This is a genomic window from Dyella jiangningensis (assembly GCF_003264855.1).
Lineage (GTDB): Bacteria > Pseudomonadota > Gammaproteobacteria > Xanthomonadales > Rhodanobacteraceae > Dyella > Dyella jiangningensis_C.
The window spans coordinates 22,309-42,832 of sequence record NZ_NFZS01000001.1 but is presented as its reverse complement, the minus strand read 5'-3'; the positions used below and the strand labels follow the sequence as shown (position 1 = coordinate 42,832).

The following is a 20,524-nucleotide window of genomic DNA, read 5'->3' as shown; positions in this document are numbered from 1 at the left end:
TTCTCACGAGCATGGACTCGTTCGAAACGAAACCCACACGGATGAGCCCCATGAAAGTTCTGCTTCCCCTCGTCATTGCCGCCACTCTCGGCGCCGTCGCCGCTCCCGCCGCCCATGCCGACAGCAACGACAACTGGGTCGTGCGCTTCGGTGCACACGCCGTCGATCCCAAGAGCAACAACGGCACGCTTGCGGGCGCGCGCTCGTCGGTCAGCACCAGCGTACGTCCGACCGGCAGCATCGAATACATGATCACGCCCAACCTCGGCGTGGACCTGCTGGCTGCGTGGCCGTTCCAGCACGACGTGAAGCTCTCGGGCGTGGGCAAGGTGGCGCAGACCAAGGAGCTGCCGCCGACGCTGGGCATCAACTACCACTTCCTGCCTGACAGCCAGGTCTCGCCCTTCGTGGGCGTGGGCGTCAACTACACCAATTTCTTCGACACCAAGGGCGCCGGTGCGCTCAAGGGCGCCAGCGTCAGCATCGACAACAGCTGGGGCGTGGCCGCGCATGCCGGCATCGACGTGAAGATCAATCCGAAGTGGATCTTCACCGCCGACCTGCGCTGGGTCGACATCGAGAGCGATGTGCACGTCAACGGCGCCAAGGTCGGCACCGCCAAGATCAATCCCATCGTGTACGGCGTGAGCCTCGGCTACCGCTTCTGATTTCCTTGGAAAGGACTTCCGGCAAGGATGCCGGGTGGGCCTCCCGCGATGGGAGGCCCTTTCTTTTGCACACGCGTCAACCGCGCTTCCATTCGTCGACCGTGAGTACCTGGGCGATGCGTGTGCCGTCCCAGCGATACATCAGGTGCTGCGCCTGCACGCATGGCGCGATGCGGTCGGGATAGAACACCGCGACGCACTCGCCGCCCTTGTGGCGCACGCTGTCGTAGACCAGGCCATCGGAACCCTCGCTTCGCAACCTGCGCGCCAGCGCGACGCCTGCGCTGTAATCGTCGGGATCGTGTTCGGCCGTCCAATCGCCGCGCAGGTCATGCAGCCTGGCGTGGATGCTGGTGCGATAGCAGCGCATCTCGATGTCGCACGGCGGCTCCGCGGTGGCAGCAAGAAAACGCTCGCGGTGATACACGGTTTCCTCCACCGCGGTGGCGACGCTGTGCCCGGCGTAGAACACGCCCCAGCTGCCGTCGGAAAAACGGCTGCCCTCGGGATTCAAGTGGGTAAAGGCGGCCATCACCGGTGTGGTGCCGGGACCGCTGATGCGACGCTCCTTCGGCACCAGGTTCAACTGCCCCAGCTCGGTGCGCAGGCGCGGATTGGTCAGGGCTTCGATGGCAAACAGTGCGTCCAGGTCGCCCGGCTCGGCGATGCGATCGAACACACCGATCGGTGGAAAGCGGCTGGGAACGATGCGATAGGCCTGGTTCCAGCGGATCCGTCGAAGAGGTGGAATGTCTGCCATGACGAGTGCTTCTCACGCGGTCTGCCAGAGGAAGAGAGTATGTCCAGCAGGCGTATCGTGGGCTGCGACGTAGGCCGCAGCCTCATCGGAGCTGGCCGCAGGTTGATCGGATCGAGTGGCAGGCGCGTAGAAAGCGCCGCGGTGCTTCTTCCCGCAGCGACATGCACGCAAAGCATAGGTACGCCCGGCGAGAACTGGCGCGATGACTTCAGCCGCGCTGCGCGTCGAGGTACTGGCGCACCACGTACAGGTCCGCCACGTTGCCCGACAGCATGCGCTGCAACGCCGACTGCCCGCCAAACAGCGGCGACTGGTTGGCGCGGTGCACCCAGCCATCGGCCTGCTGTGGATCGGGAAACAGGATCTGCAGGTCTTTCCAGATGCCCAGCAGATAGCTGATGCGCTCCAGCGTGTCGCGACCGAGCGTGCCTTCCTGCAGGCGCTTCCACTTGTAGAAGGTCGACTCTGGCGGATCGCCCAACAGGCGCCGTTGGTCGACGATGCGCAGGTTCCAGCGTTCGGCCAGGTTGAAGAAGGCGCGCAAGGCGGGCCCGCTCAGGTCGGTCGCCGGGATCGTATCGGACTGGAGATGTGCAGCCATTGGCAAACTCTCCGTATAGAGCTCGACGTCAATATACTGTATTGGTAAAGTTTTCGCCAGCAGCCGCCTCTGATCCGGCGGGGCGGAAATGCACGGCCGACCCGCCTTCGCCGGCTACCCATACCCCACCCGGCCTATAGGCTGGCGCCCGATGGGCTGCCCATACTCCGGTGTCACTATCCAGGGAGAACGCCATGCGTGCCTGGCCCCTGCTTGTCGTCGCCGCGTTCGTCTTGCCCACGGCCGCCCGTGCCGAGGTCAAGGAGGCCAGCGCCGACCACCTCCTGATCGTCGACGCGCGGATCGTGCATGCGCCGCCGGACAAGGTGTACGCGGCGCTGATCGATGTGGGCCAGTGGTGGGACAGTCAGCACACCTACTCCGGCCATGCCGCGAATCTCGGCATCGAATCGTCCGCCGGCGGGTGCTTCTGCGAGCGCTGGGGCACGCAGAGCGTGGCGCATGGCCGCGTGATCTGGGCGAACCCCGGCCATCTGTTGCGGCTGGACACGGCGCTGGGGCCGCTGCAGAGCATGGCCGTCGGGGGCGTGATGACGTTTACGCTCAAGCCCGCGGACAGTGGCACCGCGCTGCAGTTCGAGTATCGCGTGAATGGTTCGGGCAGCAGCGGTTTGGACAAGCTCGCGCCGAACGTCGATGGCATGCTGATGGCGCAGCTGCAGAGGCTGCAACGTTACGTGGAAAGCGGCAAAGCCCCGCCCGCCAAGCCTTGAGCTTCGCCAGCCAAGGCGGGGCCGGTGCGACTACGGGCTGCAGCTGCCCAGCTGCGTCCAGCGCAATCCGAACCTGCCGGGATGAAGGCGGACGCAGGCCGGATCGCCCTGCCTCACGGCGTCAAAGTAGGCGCGCGACACGCGGATGCTGTCCTCGCCTCTCGTGTCGCCCCACGGCGCCAGGTACACCTCGTAGGTGGTGGATTTGCCGTGGCTCACGTGCTTGCCGGTGATGGAGGTGCGGAACACCTGGACCGGGGCGTCGTCCCAGATCGTATCGCCGAGTGCCAGCAGGCCGACCCCGTAGGCCGCCATGAAGGGCAGCATGACCAGCGGCAGCACCCATGGCTTCTTGGTCGCGGACGTAGCAGCCTTCGGCGCCATGATGACCGCCAGGCACAGCGGCAGCCCCAGGGCGAGGCCGCCCAAGAGCAATGGCTGCAGGTCGATCACATGGACGTCGAACAGTGCGCGCATCCCCAGCACCAGCGGCGGCATGATCAGCAGGCTTGCGAGGTTCGGGCGCACGTCGCTCTGCTTGCCATCGAGCTGGAACAGGTTCGGCTTCGCCCACGAAAGACCGATCGCCACCCACGGCATCAACGCGGCGCAGGCCACCATCGCGCCATACGGCCGGGGATACAGGTAGCCCCATGCCAGCAGGACCAGCGGGAGGACATTGAGCACCTTGGCGGCCTGCTTGGCCTTTGCCAGTTTCGCCAGGCGCTCCTGCGCGTTGCCGCCGAGCGTGACGTCCTGCTCGACCAGCGCAAGGGTGGAAGCGCGTTCCTGCTCGTCGAGGTCGGGCAAGGCGTTGAACCACGCGTTGAAGCGGTCGTCGAGGCCGAAGGTCGATCGGACAAGCCTGAGCGGACGTCCTTCCTTTACCACGATCAAGGGATACACCACGTTTCGCCCGGTCACCAGGCGACGCCCTGCGATGTCCCTCGTCTCCAATCGTCGCGTACCAAAGGCACCGCGAACTTCGATGGCCCGCGCCTCCAGGGTCACCCGGGCATTCATGGCGTAAAACAGGGCGCAGACGGGAATAGCCAGAAAACCGATGGCGACGAAACCGAGCAATGCGCCGGAGGCATCGCCGGAGCGTCCGTTCTGCGCCAGATAGAACAGGCCGATGCCCATGGCGCCGAACAACAAACCCAGAAATCCGCAGGCGATCTTTTGCGTGGTGGTTACCCGGTAGACCACCGGGTAACGGATGTCCTTGTGCCAACCCTTGTCCAGCACTCCCTGCATGTCACTCATCACCCCATTCCCCCTGAAACGGTGCCCGGCGATGGCGTTGGAGCTTAACGGTATTTCTCGGGAAACTGGCGCGGGTCGCGCTTGGACCGCTTCTCGATGTTTCCGGGCACATCCCTCTCTCCACGCGGGGCACGCTCGCGGCGTCCCGGCGAAGAGAGGGAAACGCGGATGGATTACGGCGCCTTGGACTTCGCGCAGTCGCAGCCGAAATCCGGCTCGGGGCCGCCGTCGGCGATGAAACGGTCGATGCGCTTTTCCAGCACCGGCAGCGGCACGGAGCCGAGCTGCAGGATGGTGTCGTGGAAGTGGCGCACGTCGAACTTCGTGCCCAATGCCTGTTCGGCCTTCTGGCGCAGCTCCCGCATCTTCAGGTAGCCCAGCTCGTAGGACAGCGCCTGGCCCGGCCAGCTGATGTAGCGGTCGACTTCGTTGGCGATCTCGCGATCGGACAACGCAGTGTTCTGCGTCATGAAGTCGATCGCCTGCTGGCGCGTCCAACCGAGGTGATGGATGCCGGTGTCGACGACGAGACGACACGCGCGCCACATCTGGTAGGTGAGATAGCCGAAGCGGTCGTAGGGCGTCTTGTAGATGCCCATCTCGTTGCCGAGGTATTCGGAATACAGGCCCCAGCCCTCGCCGAAGGCGGAGATGTAGCCCTCGCGGCGGAACGCCGGCTGTCCCTTCTGTTCCGCCGCCAGCGCGAGCTGCAGCGAATGGCCCGGCGCTGATTCGTGCAGGGTCAGCGCGGCGACGTTGTAGAGCGGACGCGACGGCAGGTCATAGGTATTGACCAGATAGCTGCCGGCGCCGCCGCGGCCCGAGGTGTAGTACGGCGCGATATCCGCCGGCACCGGCACGATGGCGAAACGCTGGCGCGGCAGGCGGCCGAATTCCTTGCCGAGCTGGCCGTCCACCTGCTTGGCCACCCACGCGCTGCGCATCAGCAGTTCGTCGGGTGTCTTGGCGTAGAACTGCGGGTCGGTGCGCAGGAAGTGCAGGAACTCGGCGAAGCTTCCCTTGAAGCCCGTCTCCTGCATGGTCTTCACCATCTCGGCGTGGATCTTCGCCACCTGGTCCAGGCCGACCTGGTGGATGGTGTCGGGATCGAGATCGAGCGTGGTGTACTCGACGATCTGCTGGCGATACCACGCCTTGCCGTCGGGCATCGCTTCCGCGGCGAGCGTGGTGCGCGCCTTGGGCACGTACTCATTGCGGAAGAAGGTGAGCAGGGTGCCGTAGGCGGGGATCACCTTGCTGCCGATCGCCTGCTTCGCCTCGTCCTGCAGCTTTGCCGCGTCGGCTGGCGCGATGGAGGTCGGCATCTTCTCGAACGGCTTGTAGAAGCTGCTCTTGGTCGGGTCCTTCAGTTCGGCCACCGAGGCGATCGACACATCGCGGCCGTTGAGCACTTCGCGCGGCACACTGAAGCCGCGCGCGAGGCCGTCGCGCATGTTGTCGATCTGCTGGTTGAAGTACGACGGCACTTGGCCCAGACGCTCGATGTAGCGCTTGTAGTCCGGCTCGGTGCGCAGGTTGTCGCCTTCGAGCACGTAGCCGAGGTCGCTCCAGAACGCCGAGTCGCTGTTGAACGGCATCTGCCACTGCTTGAACGTCTGCACGGCGAGCAGGTTCTGGATCTGCGCGCGGTAGATCGCGTAGTTGACCTGGTCTTCCGGCGACAGCTGCTTCACGTCGACGCCGTCGAGATCCTTCAGCACCTTCTGCCAGTAGTCCTGGCGCTTCTGCTGGCTGGCGGCGTCCACGTTGTCGAGCCGGCCGCCGTTGGGCGTGGCCTCGCCCGAGGAAGCAATGCCTGCCTGCCCGTTGCGCCAGGTCCATTCCTGGTCATAGATCTGCTTGAAGCGGCTGGCGGCGTCCTGTGCGGCCCAGGCGGGCGCGGCGAGTGCGAGGGCGGCGGCAGCCAGCCAGGTCATGCGAATCGTATGGGTCACTACGGTTTTCCCTTGGCCAAAGAAGAAGAGGCAGGCGCGGGCGCCAACACGGCATCCTCTACGCTCCAGTCGTCCAGCGCCTGTGGCGGAAGCTGGGGTAGCGCCATGCGCATCAGTGCGTCGCGGGCCGCGTCCTTCAATCGTGCCACGCGCAACTCGATGCCACGAGCGTCCAGCCAAGCGGCGAAGTCGCCCAGCGCTTCGAGCACGGTGCCGTCGAGATCGGGCGATTCCTCCAGGCTGAGGATCACCCGCCGCAACCCTTGCTGCGCTTCGACGCGGTGCCGCGCCTGCACCAGCACCGATTCGGCATTGGCGAAGAACAACGGCTCTTCGGGGCGAAGGATCAGCATGTCCATCGTCGGCGCCGCCTGTGGATGCTGCGCGATGTCGACGAAATCGTGGCCGTCGGCAAGGCGGCCCAGGACGCTCAGCCGCGGCGTCGCCAACTGGCGCAACAGCATCATGAGGCTGAAGGCGATGGCGAACAGCAAGCCGTTGAGGATGCCGAAGGACAACACCGCCACCACCGACGCCAGCGCGACCAGGCGATCGCGATGCCAGCGCAGGTACGGCGCAAAGGTCGACACGCGCAGCGATTTGCTCACCGCGTGGATCACGATGGCAGCCAGCACCGGCTGCGGAATGCGCTCGATCCAGCGCAACGCGAACAGCACCAGCGCCAGCACCGTGCCCGCCGCGATCAGGCCGGACCAGCGCGAACGCGCCCCCGCCGCCTCATTGGCCGAGGTGGCGGAATAGCCGGCACCGACCGGCATGCCATGCAGCGCGCCGGACACCACGTTGGCGATGCCCAGCACGACGAGGTCGCGGTTCGGTTCCACCTTGTCGCCATGCTTGAGCGCGAAGCCACGAATCGAGCTGTACGACTCGGCGTAGAGGATCAGCAGCAACGCCGCGGCCAGTTCCACGCTGGGAAGCCACTCCCCACTCTGCGGCCACCGCGGCCAGCCCAGCGCCTGCACCAGGTCGATGCGCCCGGTCAACGCCACGCCCTGCGTTTCCAGCCAGGCCGAAGCCGCCACGCCGAGCACGATCACCGCAAGGCTTCCCGGCAGCCGGCGCCACCGTTCCCCGGCGAACAACAGCAGCAGCGCAAGCACGCCCGTAGCCACCGAGGCCAGCTTCATCTGCGGCGACACGGTGGCCAGATCCAGCACGAGTTTCGGCACGAAATCGCCATGCAGATCGGCCACGCCGAACAGATGCGGCAGCTGCTTGAGCGCGATCACGCAGGCCAGCCCGAAGGTGTAACCGCGCAGCACGGGCCGCGCGATGAGGTGCGAAAGCCCACCCAGGCGGGCCGCACCGGCAATCAGGAAACACAGGCCCGCCAGCAGCACCAGCGTGGCGCCAACGGCCGCGCGCGACGCCAGGTCCCCACCCGCCAACGCCAACGTCCCCGCCGCCAGCACCGCCGCCGATGACGAGGTGGCGGAAACGATCGCGTAGCGGCTATGCCCCAGCAGCCCATAGACGACCAGCCCCACGAACAACGCGATCACGCCCGCCTGCGGCGGAAGGTTGGCGATGCCCGAATAAGCCACCGCCTCGGGCAACAGCAGTCCCGCAATGGAGAGGCCGGACACGAGGTCCAGATGCCAGGACGAGGCAACGGGGGGATTCTCGGTCACGGGCATCGATGGCTCCGGCGCGTCGGCGGAGATGAGGGTAACTGAAGCGGGGCGGTGGATAGGGGTTTGCATGCCGAGGCGTGCGTTTTGCGGTGCGTCATGCACGGCAGGTGTGTGTGTGTTGCATGCAGCGCTTCGATGGCGGACGGATGGTTTCCTCAAGGCATCCGCGCCATCTCTTCCCCTGTAGGAGCGCACCCAGTGCGCGACCGCAGAGTGGTGCACTGGCCTCAGTGTGGCGGCTGCAACGCCGTGTGGTTGCTGCACATCTAAGGTGGCGAATCGCGCACTGGGTGCGCTCCTACAGAGGGAGGCCGTGCTGTCGAACGCCTACCGCATCCCATGGGACTCGCTACGGCCAAAGGCGCCCGTTGGCGGTATCGCAACAGTCGAAGACCGACGGTACTGGGTCCCGGCCTGCGCCGGGATGACGAACATGGGGACAGACGCGAAAGGCTGTCGCGCACTGGGTGCGCTCCTACAAGGAGCGGAGGTGCGCCTTCAGGTTGGGCGACACGCCTGCTTTGCGCAGCACACCCTACCCTTCCATTCCCTCGTAATAGCCCCGCATCGCCTGCAGGTACGCATCAAGGTTGCGTCCGTCTTCGCTGCCGAAGCGCTCACCCGTGATCGTGCATTGGCGAATGCGATCCGGCCGGAAGTTGCGGAAGCCGACGCGCAGGCGGCACCAGGTGCCGAGCGTCCACGCACCGCCCCAGAAAGCGAGGCATAGCGGCTCAACCTCGCGCATGCTTTCACGCCCCGCTTCGTCGGCGTATTCCAGCCTCAGCACCTGGCTGTCGGTGATGGCAGCGTTGAGGCGATCGATCAACGCGGCGAAATCGGTCTTGGTCTGGTCGCGCCAGATCGGCGCGTAGATGCGCGTGCGCGTGGCCCGATCGCGCAGGTCGGCGGGCAGCACGGCTTCGATCTTCAGCAGAGCGGCCTGCGCGCTTTCGGCCAGCTTCTGTCCGGCGAAGGCGCGCACGAAGCGCGTGCCGACCACCAGCGATTCGAGTTCGTCGGCGGTGAACATCAGCGGCGGGATATCCGAGCCCTTGCGCAAGAGATAACCGACGCCGGCTTCGCCTTCGATGGGTACGCCCGAAAGCTGCAAGTCGGCCACGTCGCGATAGACGGTGCGCAACGAAACACCGAGCGTGCCGGCGAGCTGGCGCGCCTGCAGCGCGGTACGGCGCCCGCGCAGGGCGTGGATGATGAGGAAGAGTCGGTCGGCGCGACGCATCGGTGCATGATGGCCGAGTGGCCGGGTCGCGGCCAGCGCCGGGAGTCACGGTTGCGGGACATCATGCGGCGATACCTCGGCCGTCATCCCTGCGCAAGGGAAGACAGAGCGGCCTTGACGTCTCCTGCGAGGACGTCAGGCAGCAGGCTTCCGCTTGCACGAGGATGGCGGTGGGAAATAGTCACGACCTCACGCCGCCTGCGCTGCCGCCAGCTCGGCATCCAGCGCTGCGGCGCGCTGCATGGCCGGACGCGAGGCGATGCGTTCGACGTACGTCGTGATCACCGGCAGTTCCGGCACCAGCTTGAACAGCGTGGTCCAGCGCAGCGCACTGCCCCACAACACGTCGAGCGCGCTGAAGCGTTCGCCCAGCATGTACGGCCCGCGTTCGAGCTGCGCCACCAGCGTGTTGAACATGGTGTCCCAATCGCCGTAGGGACACGTCGACGGCTGCACGGGCTCCCGCTTCATTGCACGATCCACCAGCGCGGGCTCGAAGCTCGAACCATAGAACACCATCCAGCGCAGGTACGGTCCGCGCAACGGATCGCCGATGGCTGGCGCGAGTCCCTTCTCCGGATAGAGATCCGCGAGATACAGGTACACCGCCGGTTGCTCGGTGACGAGGGCGCCGTTGTGCCAGATGGCCGGCACCTTGCCCATCGGATTCACATCCGTGTACGGCGGCTGGCGCTGCTCGTTGTGCTTGAAGTTGAGCACGTGCATGTCGTACTCGACGCCGAGCTCCTCGAGCAACGCGCGCGTGCCGCCGGAGCGGCTGTTGGGTGCGTGATAGAACGTGACGCGTGGCGTGGTCATGACGGCTATCCCTCGTGGTGGATTACAGGTAGCTGGTCACCGCTGGCGTCTCGCGCCAGTTGTTGTCGCGGCCGTCGGCGTAGTGGACCGGCGCGGCAGCCCATTCCTCATCGCTCACATCGTCCAGGCAGGCCACGTTGATCGAGACGTACGCGCCACCGATTTCTTCCACATAGCCGCGATGGAAGGCGTGCACGCCGCAATGCCGGCAGAACACGTTGTGCGCGCTCTTGGTGTTGAACTGGTAATCGGTGAGCGCGTCTTCGCCGCTGAGCAGGCGGAACGACTCGGGCTTGGTCATGGCGCCCCAGAAGCGCAGCTTGCGGCAGATGGAACAGTTGCAGCGCCCCGTGCCGGCGGCGAGATCCAGCTCCGCTTCATAGCGGACGGCGCCGCAGTGGCAACTGCCGTGGTAGATGCGGCTCATGGCATGGCTCCGTGCAGTGGCTTGCTGGCGATGACCTTGGGCATGCGCTCGGTCTTCACTTCGGTACTGGGCGTTTTCTCGCGCTTGCCGGCGACCGGTTGCTGCGTCGTGGCGGGCAAGGTGTACTGGCCATCCATCAACAGGCCGCGCAGATAGAGCGGGCGGTAGGCCATCAGGATCTTTCCCATCGGAAACGGCATGACATCCTCCTCGTCAGGCCGCCACGGCGGTGGCGGCGTCGCCTGCACACCACGGCGGCGGCAGGGCGTGCTTGAACAGGCGGTACCAGTGCTCGCGGTCGCTGGGGCTGTAGAGATCGAGCGTGCGAATCACTTCGCGGGCGAACTCCACGCTGCCGAGCTGGCTCGCGGTGATCGTGCCGCCGTCGCTGACCGCGAGCACGGTCGGGTCGAACTGATCGGCGCCCGCATAACCAGGCACATGGGCGCCGATGTGGCCGGGCCAGCTGCCGGTATGACGGCAGGCATCCAGCAAACCGGCCCGGGCCAGCACCAGCACTCCGCTGTCGACGGCGGCCACCGGCGCGCCGGCGGCATGCACGCGACGCACGGCTTCCACCGCTTCGTCGCCATGCCCGTGTTCCCACAGGTAACCGCCCGGCACGATCAGCATCGCCGCGCGCTGCAGGTCCAGCCGGTCCAGGGTCAATTCGGGCACCACGCGCAGCCCGCCCATCGAGAGCACCGGCTGCAGGGAAAAGCCCACCGTCTTCAACTGCCATTCGCCCGGGCGGCGGATCTCGCAGAGCGCATGCGCCGCATGCCAGTCCGCAAAACCGTCGAACGCCAGGAAATACACCGTGTCGCGCATAAGACTCCCTCCTTCTGACGGCCGTCAGTGTGGGGACCCCCTGCTGCCAACGTGTTGTCAGCAGGGGCTGACATGGTCAGCTGTAGGAGCGCACCCAGTGCGCGATCGGACGACACCCGGCCGAGTCGTCGGTTGATGCCGATAGTTCACCGATGAGGTTTTGCGGGGCCGCCGATCGCGCACTGGGTGCGCTCCTACAAAAAACCTGCTCGGCTTGCCACTGGTTCGCCCGAAAAGGTTTTCACGACATGGAGATGAATGCACTGGTCATCTTTTGAGCTGACAAGCAGCCGGTTCTGCCCGGACAATAGGCATCCCTTCGCTTGCGGGTTTGTCATGAAGTCCATCTCGCTGATCCAGTTCCTGATCGAGGAACGTCGCGCCGGCCATATCAATGCCGAGCTGTCCCTGCTGATCGAAGTCGTGGCCCGTGCCTGCAAGCGCATCGCGGTGGCCACCAACAAGGGCGCCCTCGGCGGCGTGCTGGGCGAGGCCGGTACCGGCAACATCCAGGGCGAGGCACAGAAGAAGCTGGACGTGATCTCCAACGAGATCCTGCTCGAAGCGAACGCCTGGGGCGGCCAGCTCGCCGCCTGCGCATCGGAGGAGATGGAAGACCCGCAGCCGATCCCCGACATGTACCCCAAGGGCAACCATCTGCTGCTGTTCGATCCGCTGGATGGCAGCTCCAACATCGACGTGAACATCTCGGTCGGCACGATCTTCTCGATCCTGCGCTGCCCCGATGGCATCACCGAACCCAAGGCCGAGCACTTCCTGCAGGCGGGCACCACCCAGCTCGCCGCCGGTTACGTGGTGTACGGCCCGGCCACCGTGCTGGTGCTGACCTTCGGCCACGGCACGCACGAGTTCACGCTGGACCGCGAAGTGGGCAGCTTCATCCTCAGCCGCCGCGACATCCGCATTCCGGAAGAAACCGCCGAGTTCGCCATCAACATGTCGAACCAACGCCACTGGGAAGCGCCGATGCAGCGCTACATCGGCGAGTTGCTGGCCGGCAAGGACGGCCCGCGCGCGAAGGACTTCAACATGCGCTGGGTGGCCTCGATGGTGGCCGACGTGCATCGCATCATCACGCGCGGCGGCGTGTTCTTCTATCCGCTGGACGCCAAGATCAAGTCCAAGGGCGGCAAGCTGCGCCTGATGTACGAGGCCAATCCGATGGCCTTCATCATCGAGCAGGCAGGCGGCGCGGCCACCACCGGCCGCGAGCGCATCATGGAGATCGAGCCCAGTGGCCTGCACCAGCGTGTGCCGGTGTTCCTTGGCTCGAAGAACGAAGTGGAAGTGGCCACGCACTACCACGTCGAGGCCGACGCGGCCGCCTGAGCTGACGCGGGGAGCCGACCGGGTCGTCTCCCCGCTGGCGCTTTTCTGAGCAGCGCCCAACAAGCGCCCTGCACCGACAGCGCGCCGCCCTGCGGCGGCCTTACACTCGCGCGCCAGTGGCCTCCCCGTCAGGCGGCCACATTCACCCACCGCGCCACGAGCCATGTCCGCCATCCACCGCTACCGCCCGCTCCTGCCCCTGCTCGCCAGCCTTGTGCTGTGCGCCTGCTTCGGCACCACCAAGCCCACGCCGCCGCCCGCACCGCTGGTGCCGCCGCCGGTGGTGAAGCTGCGTATCGGCCTGGCGCTGGGCGGCGGCGCGGCCAAGGGCTTCGCGCACATCGGCGTGATCAAGATGCTCGAAGCCAACGGCATCCGGCCGGACGTGGTGGCGGGCACCAGCGCCGGCAGCGTGGTCGGTTCGCTCTACGCCAGCGGCATGGATCCGTTCCAGCTGCAGGAGACCGCCTACGCGCTGGACCAGGCCAACCTGCGCGACGTTCGCCTGTTCTCAGGCGGCGTGGTCCAGGGCCAGAAGCTGCAGGACTACGTGAACCAGCAGGTGAAGAACCGTCCGCTGGACAAGCTCGCCGTGCCGTTCGCCGCCGTGGCCACGCAGCTGGAAACCGGGCAACGCACCGTGTTCGTGCGCGGCAACACCGGCCAGGCGGTGCGCGCCTCCAGCAGCGTGCCCGGCGTGTTCGAGCCGGTGGAGATCAACGGCAAGCACTACATCGATGGCGGCGTGGTCAGCCCGGTGCCGGTCGACGCCGCGCGCCAGCTGGGCGCGGACGTGGTCATTGCCGTGGATATCTCCAGCAAGGCCGACGGCACCAATCCGCAAGGCGTGTTCAATATCGTCGGACAGTCCATCAGCATCATGGGCCAGAAGCTCGGCGAGCAGGAACTGGCGCGCGCGGACATCGTGATCCGCCCGAAGGTGAACCAGATCGGCGCGGCGGACTTCGAACAGAAGAACCAGGCCATTCTGGAAGGCGAACGCGCCGCGCTGGCGGCGATGCCGGCGATCAAGGCGAAGATCGCCGCGATACAGGCCGCGCACCAGCAGCAGGCGATCGCCGCGCACTGACGCTGTTGTGGGGGCGCACCCTGTGCGCGACAGCAGAGCACGTGGTCCCGCACCGAAACATCCTGCGCTCCAGCGGTGTGCCGTCGCACCCGCGAGGCATGCACTCCTGCACATACACGCGGGTGCCACGGCCTGTTAGCGTTTACGCTTTCCACCGCACCAGGCATATCCATGGCCCAGCCTGCACGTCTCCTCCTGCCAGCCCTCATCGCCGTCCTGGCGCCTTCGGCGTTCGCCGCGCCCACTCCGGTCGATCCCCGCATCGAGTCCTTGCTCACCGAGCTCGGCAAGGTGCATTCGATCAGCGCCGTGCAGCTTTCGCCCGACGGCACGCAGCTCGCCTGGGTGGTACGCACCGAGGGCAAGGATGGCATCGAGGTCGCCAAGGCCGATGGCAGCGACGTACGCCGCATCAGCGACAACAAGCCGGGCAGCTGCAGTTCCGAGAACATCGCCTGGGCGCCGGATTCGCATCACCTCGCCTTCGTCTCCAACTGCGCCAGCGGCGGCAAGCAGAAGGACCTGGTGGTGGTCGATGTCACGGCCAAGGGCACGCCCAAGCGCCTGGCCGAGCTGCCCGGCGTGAGCGACGATCTCACCTGGTCGCCCGATGGCAAGTCGCTGGCCTTCCTCTACGTACCCAATGGCACGCGTCGCGCCAGCGCCGTCTATGCGGCCAAACCGGCGTCGGGCGAGATCGGCGTGGATGGCCTGGAAGTGCAGCGCGTGGCGACGGTGGACGCCACGGGCGGCGCCGTGCACCTGCTCACCGACGCCAGCACCTATGCCTATGAATACAGCTGGTCGCCGGACAACCAGCGCATCGCCTACGTCGGCGCGCCGCCGCCGGGCGACAACAACTGGTGGGTAGCCAAACTCTACGTGCAGGACGCCAAGGTCGATGCCAAGGCGACCATGGTGCTCGATCCCACCACGGTGAAGGGTTCGCTGCACGGTCTGCAGATGGCGTTGCCGCGCTTCTCACCGGATGGCCAGCGCATCGCCTTCATCGGTGGCCTGATGAGCGACCAGGGTTCCACCGGCGGCGACATCTACGCGGTGTCATCGCGCGGTGGCGAGCCGGTCAATCTCACGCCCGACACCAAGGTGACGCCGGTGTGGTTCACCTGGAGCACCAGCGGCAACATGCTGGTCTCGCAGGTGCGCAACGGCCAGAGCGAGGTGGCCGAGTACGGTGTCGCCGGCAACAAGGCCGAGCAGAGCGTCACGCTGTTCACGCTGCCGGCGAGCATCTACGACGGCACCGCGTCGATGGCATTGTCGCTGTCGGCGAACCAGACCAAGGTCGCCTTCATCCAGAGCTCCTTCGACACGGCGCCGGAAGTGCATGCCGGCGAATTCGGCAAGACGTCGCCGCCGGCCGTCACCCATCTCAATACCGGCCTCAAGCCCTCATGGGGCAAGACCGAGTCGGTGGAATGGGACAACGAAGGCCGCCACGTGCAGGGCTGGCTGTTGTATCCGGCCAACTACGATCCGAAGAAGTCCTACCCGATGATCGTCACCGTGCACGGCGGCCCGTCGGCCGCGGTGATTCCGCGCTGGCCGGCCGTGGGCTTCGGCGGCGTGCCGTTCTCGGCACTGGGCTACTTCGTGTTCATGCCCAACCCGCGCGGCAGCTTCGGCCAGGGCGAGGCCTACGTGCAGGCCAACCGCAAGGACTTCGGCCACGGCGACCTGCGCGACATCCTCGCCGGCATCGACACCATCGAGAAGAAGCTGCCGGTGGACGACAAGCGCCTGGGCCTCACCGGCTGGAGCTATGGCGGCTTCATGAGCATGTTCGTGCCGACGCAGACGCAGCGCTTCCGCGCGGTGGTGGCCGGCGCCGGCATCAGCAACTGGCAGAGCTACTACGGCCAGAACCTGATCGACCAGTGGATGGTGCCGTTCTTCGGCGCGTCGGTGTACGACGACCCTGCGGTGTACGCGAAGAGCTCGGCGATCAACTTCATCAAGCAGGTAAAGACGCCCACGTTGATCGTGGTCGGCGACCGCGATGCGGAATGTCCGGCGCCGCAGTCGTTCGAGTACTGGCATGCGTTGCGCGCCCAGGGCGTGCCGACCTCGCTGGTGGTGTATCCGAACGAAGGCCACCACTTCGTCGATCCGGATCACCAGCGTGACGTGCTGCAGCGCGCGCTGATGTGGTTCGACAAGTACCTGCCGGCGAAGGGCTGAGCCTTAGAGGTACATGAAACACCACGAGCCGCCGATGGAGACATCGGCGGCTTTTTTTCCGCTCCTCAGCGCTTCCTCTTGGCTTCGTCCGGCAACAACGCGCCGAGGCGAAAGCGGCACACGTGCCCGCCACGCACGATGCATTCCATATGGTGCACACGCCGGCCGGTCGCCGCTTCCATGTATGCCAGGTCGAACTTGCATACCTGCGGGTGTTGCTGCGCCATCGCATGGAATACGCAGTTGAAGGCCTCGACCTGATACTCCCCGCCATGCCTGGCGGCGACGGCTTCGTAGCCGAGCGCGTCGAGTTTCTGCGCCAGCGCCTGCACGACCTCCTCCGCCGGGGTGTCCGCAGCGGGTGCCACTTCCTGACTGCCCAGGCTGCGGCCGAGTTCGCGCAGCATCTGTTCCACGCCCGTCTCGCCGAAGCGATCCTGCAGTTGCGACAGCAGCGCCGTCGCGATGGTGCCGTAGTTGCGTGGAAACAGTGCACGTCCCGCTTCGGTGAGGCGATAGCAGGCCACCGGCCTGCCACCGCTCGGTCGCGATTGCGCGCGTTCCACCACATCGCGGGCGATCAGGGCGCTCAGGTGCTGGCGCACGGCGTTGTGGCTGATGCGCAGTTGCTCGCACAGCGATTCCACCGTGGCGCCCTCGCTGGCCATCAGCAACTGCCGTAGCAATCGCTGCTGGGTGCCACCGAGCTGCCTGAGCGCCGTCATCGTCAGCTCGCCTTGTCCGGGAACTGCTTGGCGATGCCGCCGGCCAACGCATCGGCAATCGTGTTCATGTGCGCCTGCATCTGCGTCCAGGTCGCCTGCTCGCCCTTGGTATCGCCGCTCATGATCTGGCTGATCTGCGAGGCGTGATGCGCGACGTGCATCGCGAACAGGCTCTGCACCGCGCTCTCCGGCAGGTTGGGATTGGCGCCCGAGAAGAATTTGGCGATCGCAGTGACGTTGGTGTTGAGGTCGGCCATGGCCTTCTGTTCGGCCGCCGCATCCTTCGCGGCGGTGGCATCGGTGAGCGCTTTCACGCCACCCCAATGGCCGGCCAGCAATTGCAGCGTCTGCTCACCCGCCGGCTTGCCATAAAAGCCGGCGACAGCGTCGGCGATCTGCTTGGCGTTGGCCACCACGGCGTCTTCCGCCGCCTTGGCCTTGGCGGCGTCATGCGCGTGCACGGCCATCGCATACTCTCGCGTGTGCACCACGTGGCCATGCCACAACGAGCGCATCGCGGCCTGCAGTTTGGGGGCAGCCACGGGCGCGGCGGCGGGCGCCGCCTGGGCCATCGCGGCCATGTCATGCGAGGCCTGGGCCGTCACGGCGATGCCGGCGGTCGCGCAGGCGCCGGCGAGTGCAAGGAACCACATCCTGGTCTTCATCGAGATATCTCCGGTAAGTCGCCACTAGCGACACCGGACAGTCTGGTCGCCCCCTATTCTGACGCAACAGACCTATGTGTAAAGCGCCTTTTACAAGGCTTTACACACCTCGTCTCAGAACAGTTGACCTTGCGGCGACGGTTCGCGCGGCGGCACGAACTTCGCCGTATCGAGCTGCAGCTCGCGGACACGGCCGAAACCATGCTTGCGGCAGGCCACGTCGAAGCGACGACGGATGAGTTCGGCAAACACGCCCTGCCCATGCATGCGCGTGGCGAAGTTGCTGTCGTAGTCGCGTCCACCGTGCATTTGCTGCACCAGGCTCATCACGTGGGCCGCCCGTTGTGGCGCATGCAGCGCCAGCCATTCGCGAAACAGCGCCTTCAGCTCGTAAGGCAGTCGCAGCGTGGTAAAGCCGGCGCTGCGCGCACCGGCGTCGGCAGCCTGCTCGAGCACCGCTTCCATGTCGCGATCGTTCAACGCGGGGATGATCGGCGCCACCAGCACGCCGACCGGCACGCCCGCGTCGGCCAGCGTACGGATTGCCTTGATGCGCCGGTGCGGCGCACTCGCGCGTGGTTCCAGCTTCGCGGCGAGATGGTTGTCGAGCGAATTCACCGAGACGAGCACCTGCACCAGGTTCTCGCGCGCCATCGGCGCGAGGATGTCCAGGTCGCGTTCCACCATCGCGTTCTTGGTGACGATGGTGCATGGATGATGGCATTCGGCCAGCACTTCCAGCGCCGCGCGCGTCAGCTTCCAGCGTCGTTCGATCGGTTGGTACGGATCGGTGTTGCTGCCGATGTTGATCGGGCTGACCACATAGCTGCGGCGCGAAAGTTCATGTCGCAGCACTTCGGCCAAGTTGCTCTTGGCGCGCAGCTTGGTTTCGAAGTCGAGCCCGGGTGACAGGTTGAGATAGCTGTGCGACGGTCGCGCGAAGCAATAGATGCAACCATGCTCGCAACCGCGGTACGGGTTGAGCGCCTGGTTGAAATGGATGTCCGGCGAATCGTTGTGCGTGATGACGCTGCGCGCGCGCTCCTCGGTGACTTCGGTGCGTGGCCGCGGCGCCGCTTCGTCCAGCAACAGGCTTTGCCAGCCGTCGTCCTCGGCGTGGTGCCGGATCGACTCGAAGCGCCCTTCCGGATTGGAAGCAGCGCCTCGCCCCTTGTGAGCCTGCGGTGGAAGAAAGGATTCGGCCATGCCGCCAGTGTGCGCTGGCGACGTCTCAACCGACGCGACACCTCACTTCAGGGCACGTCGGGCGCCAGCTGTGTCTTGAGGGCCTGGACCATGGCCGGCAGCGGATAGTGCTCGTCGAGTTGGCGATCCAGCTCCGCGAACACCGGCGTGGAGATGGTCCATCCCAGGGGAATGGGATAGTTGCCGCGGCACAACCGGAAATGCCACAGCATGTCGCCCTTTGCGGGATCGGCATCATCGGGCTTCAACGTATTGAGCAACTGCACGCGGGCGTACTCGCCACGTGCCGCACGCGTATCGAGCAAGGCGTCGAGCGGCGCGACCGCTTCGCCGCGCACGCCGTCGCGCACGGGCCCGGGCAATGGCGGGCAGGCCGAGGAATAGAACGGCAAGGGATGCGCGGGATCGTGCCGGTCGATGAAATCGGTCATCTGCGGATCGTTGCTGATGTGGATGACGATGAAGCGCAGCGACAGATCGCGCTGGCGAGCACGCTCGCGCAACAGACGCATCACCTCCAGCAAGGTGGTGCTGCCGGAGTTTTCGAAATAGCCACCGTCGACCAGCTGCAGGCGCGCGGGCACCGGCGGGCTGGGCTGCGCGGTTTCCAGCGTCCCGGCCGGGCTCACATAGGTAAAGCGTGCGCTGTTGAGCACCACTTCGCTCAGCGGCACGCGTGGATCCAGCCAGCTCGATCCATCGAAGCCGGCGGTCCACGGCTGGCGCTGCGGCGTGGCGATGGCCTGGAATGGATGCTGGATGAAACGCCGTCCCTCGTTCACCGTCGTGCTGTTGAGGAACAAGGCCGGCACGGTGGGTGCGGCCGTGCCGTCCGCTCGTGCATAAAGCGCCGCGAAGGGTTCCGCGAACGCGTTGACGCCTTGCTTGCGAGCCGCCGACTCCCAGGCGCGGGTGAGTGCGCGCGAGCGATCGTTCAACCATGCGCCCGGCAGCCAGCGTTGGGTGAAATCGACGAAGAACGCATTGGCCAGCGTCGGCGCGAGAAAGTCGTGGCTGAGCATCTCCTGCGCGCGGCCTTCCAGCGTCGCCGCGTTGGTCGGTGATGGTTGGGCGAGCATGCTCACGTAGGTCGCCAGTCCGAGGCTGCCGCCGGATACGCCACTGGCGGCGAACAGGTAGCGCGGGAAAAGCGGCTCACCTTGAGCGTGGTCCTGCGCGTCGAGCATGGCCGTCAATCGGCTCAACACCACGGCTGTCCACGCCGCACCGCGAATGCCGCCGCCTTCCGCGGCAACGAGTATCACCGGGCAGCGCGCATGCCCTGCGCAGCGGTCGTTGAGCCAGGCGTCGGCGTAGGCATCGAAACTCGGCCGCGATTCCGCTGGCGGCTTCATCGGAAGCTCGTGCGTGCTCATGGCCGGATACTGGCGCACCCGGTGGTTGTCGTTGAGGTGCAGCCAGTGCAGCGATGCACTCAACAGCAACATCGCGCTGAGCAAGGGCACGCCACGTCGATCGCCGATCATGCACAGCAGGCTGCCGCTGAAGCACAGGAATGCCGCGGAGATCAGCAGCTGGGCCAGCGGTCCGATGCCGTCCAGCGCCTCCGGCCGCAGCACGATCAACACAGTGGCCAGGATGTTGAGCACCACCACCACGGCGTAGCACATGCACGGAATGACGCCGAGGTCGCGCACGCGCCACACGCGCGCTTCGGCGGATGGACGTGGCGCCGGGGGCGCCAGCGATGCTGAGCGTCGCGACAGCGCGCGCCACAGCCGCCGACGCGAAACGAAGAAGATGATCAGCGCCGCCGATACCAACACCAGGCCGATCGCGCGCCAGCTGCGTTGCGCGCATTCCAGGGCGGCTCCGCAGGAACCGTGCGGCAGGCTCGCCAGCGCGAACACGTAACCCAGGCAGACCAGCAGGGGCACGGCGGCGCCCAGCAGGCGCGGCAGCCAGTCACGCAGCACCGCCGCGCGTTCATCCTGCAGCGCCGGCCAACGTGGGTAGCGCAGGCGATAGGCGTTGCGCGCCGCGTACCACATCGAAAGCCCTGCAAGCGCGCTGGTGGCCAGCAGGGTGAGATAGCGCCAGGGGCTCGGGTCGGTCCACAGCGCAATCAGGAACAGTTCGGCCGCCTGGTCCACGCCGACCGCCACGAACACGGCCACCGCCAGCACCAGCAACGAGACGCGCACCGGCTTGAGGTGATCGAGCACCAGTGCGGTCCAACCGAGCATGCGTCGCCAGCGGCGGTGTAGCGGTCGGCGTTGCCTGGCAGTGGGGCGGTCGACTGTCGACATGCGGCATCCGGAAGTCGCAGAGGCGCCGCTATCTTAATGATCTCCCGCGCCACC

The 20,524-nt window shown here is 66.2% G+C and carries 19 protein-coding genes; 5 read left to right on the top strand and 14 right to left on the bottom strand.

What is annotated here, in order from left to right; translation table 11 throughout:
• Nucleotides 1-50 precede the first annotated feature (50 nt).
• Nucleotides 51-668, top strand: coding sequence for an OmpW/AlkL family protein (locus tag CA260_RS00180; protein ID WP_111980481.1), 618 nt, complete (start codon nt 51-53; stop codon nt 666-668).
• A gap of 76 nt (nt 669-744) precedes the next feature.
• Here the strand turns inward: CA260_RS00180 and CA260_RS00175 are convergent, their stop codons facing one another.
• Together CA260_RS00175 and CA260_RS00170 are read right to left on the bottom strand one after the other, a co-directional pair.
• Nucleotides 745-1,428: an RES family NAD+ phosphorylase gene (locus CA260_RS00175; RefSeq protein WP_111980480.1), complete on the bottom strand. Its 684-nt coding sequence runs from the start codon at nt 1,426-1,428 to the stop codon at nt 745-747.
• Between the two features lie 208 nt (nt 1,429-1,636).
• Nucleotides 1,637-2,029, bottom strand: coding sequence for an MbcA/ParS/Xre antitoxin family protein (locus tag CA260_RS00170; RefSeq protein ID WP_111980479.1), 393 nt, complete (start codon nt 2,027-2,029; stop codon nt 1,637-1,639).
• Nucleotides 2,030-2,223: 194 nt separating this feature from the next.
• On the opposite strand from CA260_RS00170, the gene CA260_RS00165 reads away from it, so the two are divergent.
• Nucleotides 2,224-2,763, top strand: a complete 540-nt coding sequence (locus tag CA260_RS00165) for an SRPBCC family protein (protein WP_111980478.1) — start codon at nt 2,224-2,226, stop codon at nt 2,761-2,763.
• Between the two features lie 30 nt (nt 2,764-2,793).
• On the opposite strand, the gene CA260_RS00160 is transcribed toward CA260_RS00165, so the two are convergent.
• The 8 genes from CA260_RS00160 to CA260_RS00125 all read right to left on the bottom strand — a co-directional run bounded on the left by CA260_RS00160 (nt 2,794) and on the right by CA260_RS00125 (nt 10,962).
• Nucleotides 2,794-4,029 carry a hypothetical protein gene (locus CA260_RS00160; RefSeq protein ID WP_146745264.1) on the bottom strand — a complete coding sequence of 412 codons (1,236 nt, stop codon included), beginning with the start codon at nt 4,027-4,029 and terminating at the stop codon, nt 2,794-2,796.
• A 173-nt stretch (nt 4,030-4,202) separates the two neighbouring features.
• Nucleotides 4,203-5,966, bottom strand: a complete 1,764-nt coding sequence (locus CA260_RS00155; RefSeq protein WP_111982921.1) for a DUF885 domain-containing protein — start codon at nt 5,964-5,966, stop codon at nt 4,203-4,205.
• 17 nt (nt 5,967-5,983) lie between these two features.
• Nucleotides 5,984-7,645 (bottom strand): SulP family inorganic anion transporter, encoded by a 1,662-nt coding sequence (locus CA260_RS00150; protein WP_111980476.1) that lies wholly within the window; start codon nt 7,643-7,645, stop codon nt 5,984-5,986.
• A 532-nt stretch (nt 7,646-8,177) separates the two neighbouring features.
• Nucleotides 8,178-8,885 (bottom strand): helix-turn-helix transcriptional regulator, encoded by a 708-nt coding sequence (locus CA260_RS00145; RefSeq protein ID WP_111980475.1) that lies wholly within the window; start codon nt 8,883-8,885, stop codon nt 8,178-8,180.
• A gap of 189 nt (nt 8,886-9,074) precedes the next feature.
• Entirely contained in the window at nt 9,075-9,704 is a 630-nt protein-coding gene (locus CA260_RS00140; RefSeq protein ID WP_111980474.1) for a glutathione S-transferase family protein, read from the bottom strand.
• A gap of 22 nt (nt 9,705-9,726) precedes the next feature.
• Nucleotides 9,727-10,131, bottom strand: a complete 405-nt coding sequence (locus CA260_RS00135) for a GFA family protein (RefSeq protein WP_111980473.1) — start codon at nt 10,129-10,131, stop codon at nt 9,727-9,729.
• Nucleotides 10,128-10,331: a hypothetical protein gene (locus CA260_RS00130; RefSeq protein WP_111980472.1), complete on the bottom strand. Its 204-nt coding sequence runs from the start codon at nt 10,329-10,331 to the stop codon at nt 10,128-10,130. The genes CA260_RS00135 and CA260_RS00130 overlap by 4 nt, the downstream gene beginning before the upstream one ends.
• 13 nt (nt 10,332-10,344) lie before the next feature.
• Nucleotides 10,345-10,962 (bottom strand): DJ-1/PfpI family protein, encoded by a 618-nt coding sequence (locus tag CA260_RS00125; protein ID WP_111980471.1) that lies wholly within the window; start codon nt 10,960-10,962, stop codon nt 10,345-10,347.
• A 336-nt stretch (nt 10,963-11,298) separates the two neighbouring features.
• Here CA260_RS00125 and CA260_RS00120 point away from each other — a divergent pair, with 336 nt between their 5' ends.
• The 3 genes from CA260_RS00120 (at nt 11,299) to CA260_RS00110 (ending at nt 15,604) form a co-directional block, all read left to right on the top strand.
• Nucleotides 11,299-12,312 carry a class 1 fructose-bisphosphatase gene (locus CA260_RS00120; RefSeq protein WP_111980470.1) on the top strand — a complete coding sequence of 338 codons (1,014 nt, stop codon included), beginning with the start codon at nt 11,299-11,301 and terminating at the stop codon, nt 12,310-12,312.
• Between the two features lie 163 nt (nt 12,313-12,475).
• Nucleotides 12,476-13,402, top strand: a complete 927-nt coding sequence (locus CA260_RS00115) for a patatin-like phospholipase family protein (RefSeq protein WP_111980469.1) — start codon at nt 12,476-12,478, stop codon at nt 13,400-13,402.
• A gap of 171 nt (nt 13,403-13,573) precedes the next feature.
• Entirely contained in the window at nt 13,574-15,604 is a 2,031-nt protein-coding gene (locus tag CA260_RS00110; RefSeq protein WP_111980468.1) for a S9 family peptidase, read from the top strand.
• 65 nt (nt 15,605-15,669) lie between these two features.
• Here the strand turns inward: CA260_RS00110 and CA260_RS00105 are convergent, their stop codons facing one another.
• From CA260_RS00105 to CA260_RS00085, 4 genes are all read right to left on the bottom strand, one after another.
• The gene (locus CA260_RS00105; protein WP_111980467.1) at nt 15,670-16,329 is read right to left on the bottom strand and encodes a helix-turn-helix transcriptional regulator; all 660 of its coding nucleotides are present in this window, start codon (nt 16,327-16,329) and stop codon (nt 15,670-15,672) included.
• 2 nt (nt 16,330-16,331) lie between these two features.
• A complete protein-coding gene (locus CA260_RS21040) occupies nt 16,332-16,994 on the bottom strand; it encodes a hypothetical protein (protein WP_172461679.1) in 663 nt (220 codons plus the stop codon).
• Between the two features lie 114 nt (nt 16,995-17,108).
• Nucleotides 17,109-18,200, bottom strand: coding sequence for a PA0069 family radical SAM protein (locus CA260_RS00090; protein ID WP_111980465.1), 1,092 nt, complete (start codon nt 18,198-18,200; stop codon nt 17,109-17,111).
• 47 nt (nt 18,201-18,247) lie between these two features.
• Nucleotides 18,248-20,470, bottom strand: a complete 2,223-nt coding sequence (locus CA260_RS00085; RefSeq protein WP_146745262.1) for a hypothetical protein — start codon at nt 20,468-20,470, stop codon at nt 18,248-18,250.
• Nucleotides 20,471-20,524 lie beyond the last annotated feature (54 nt).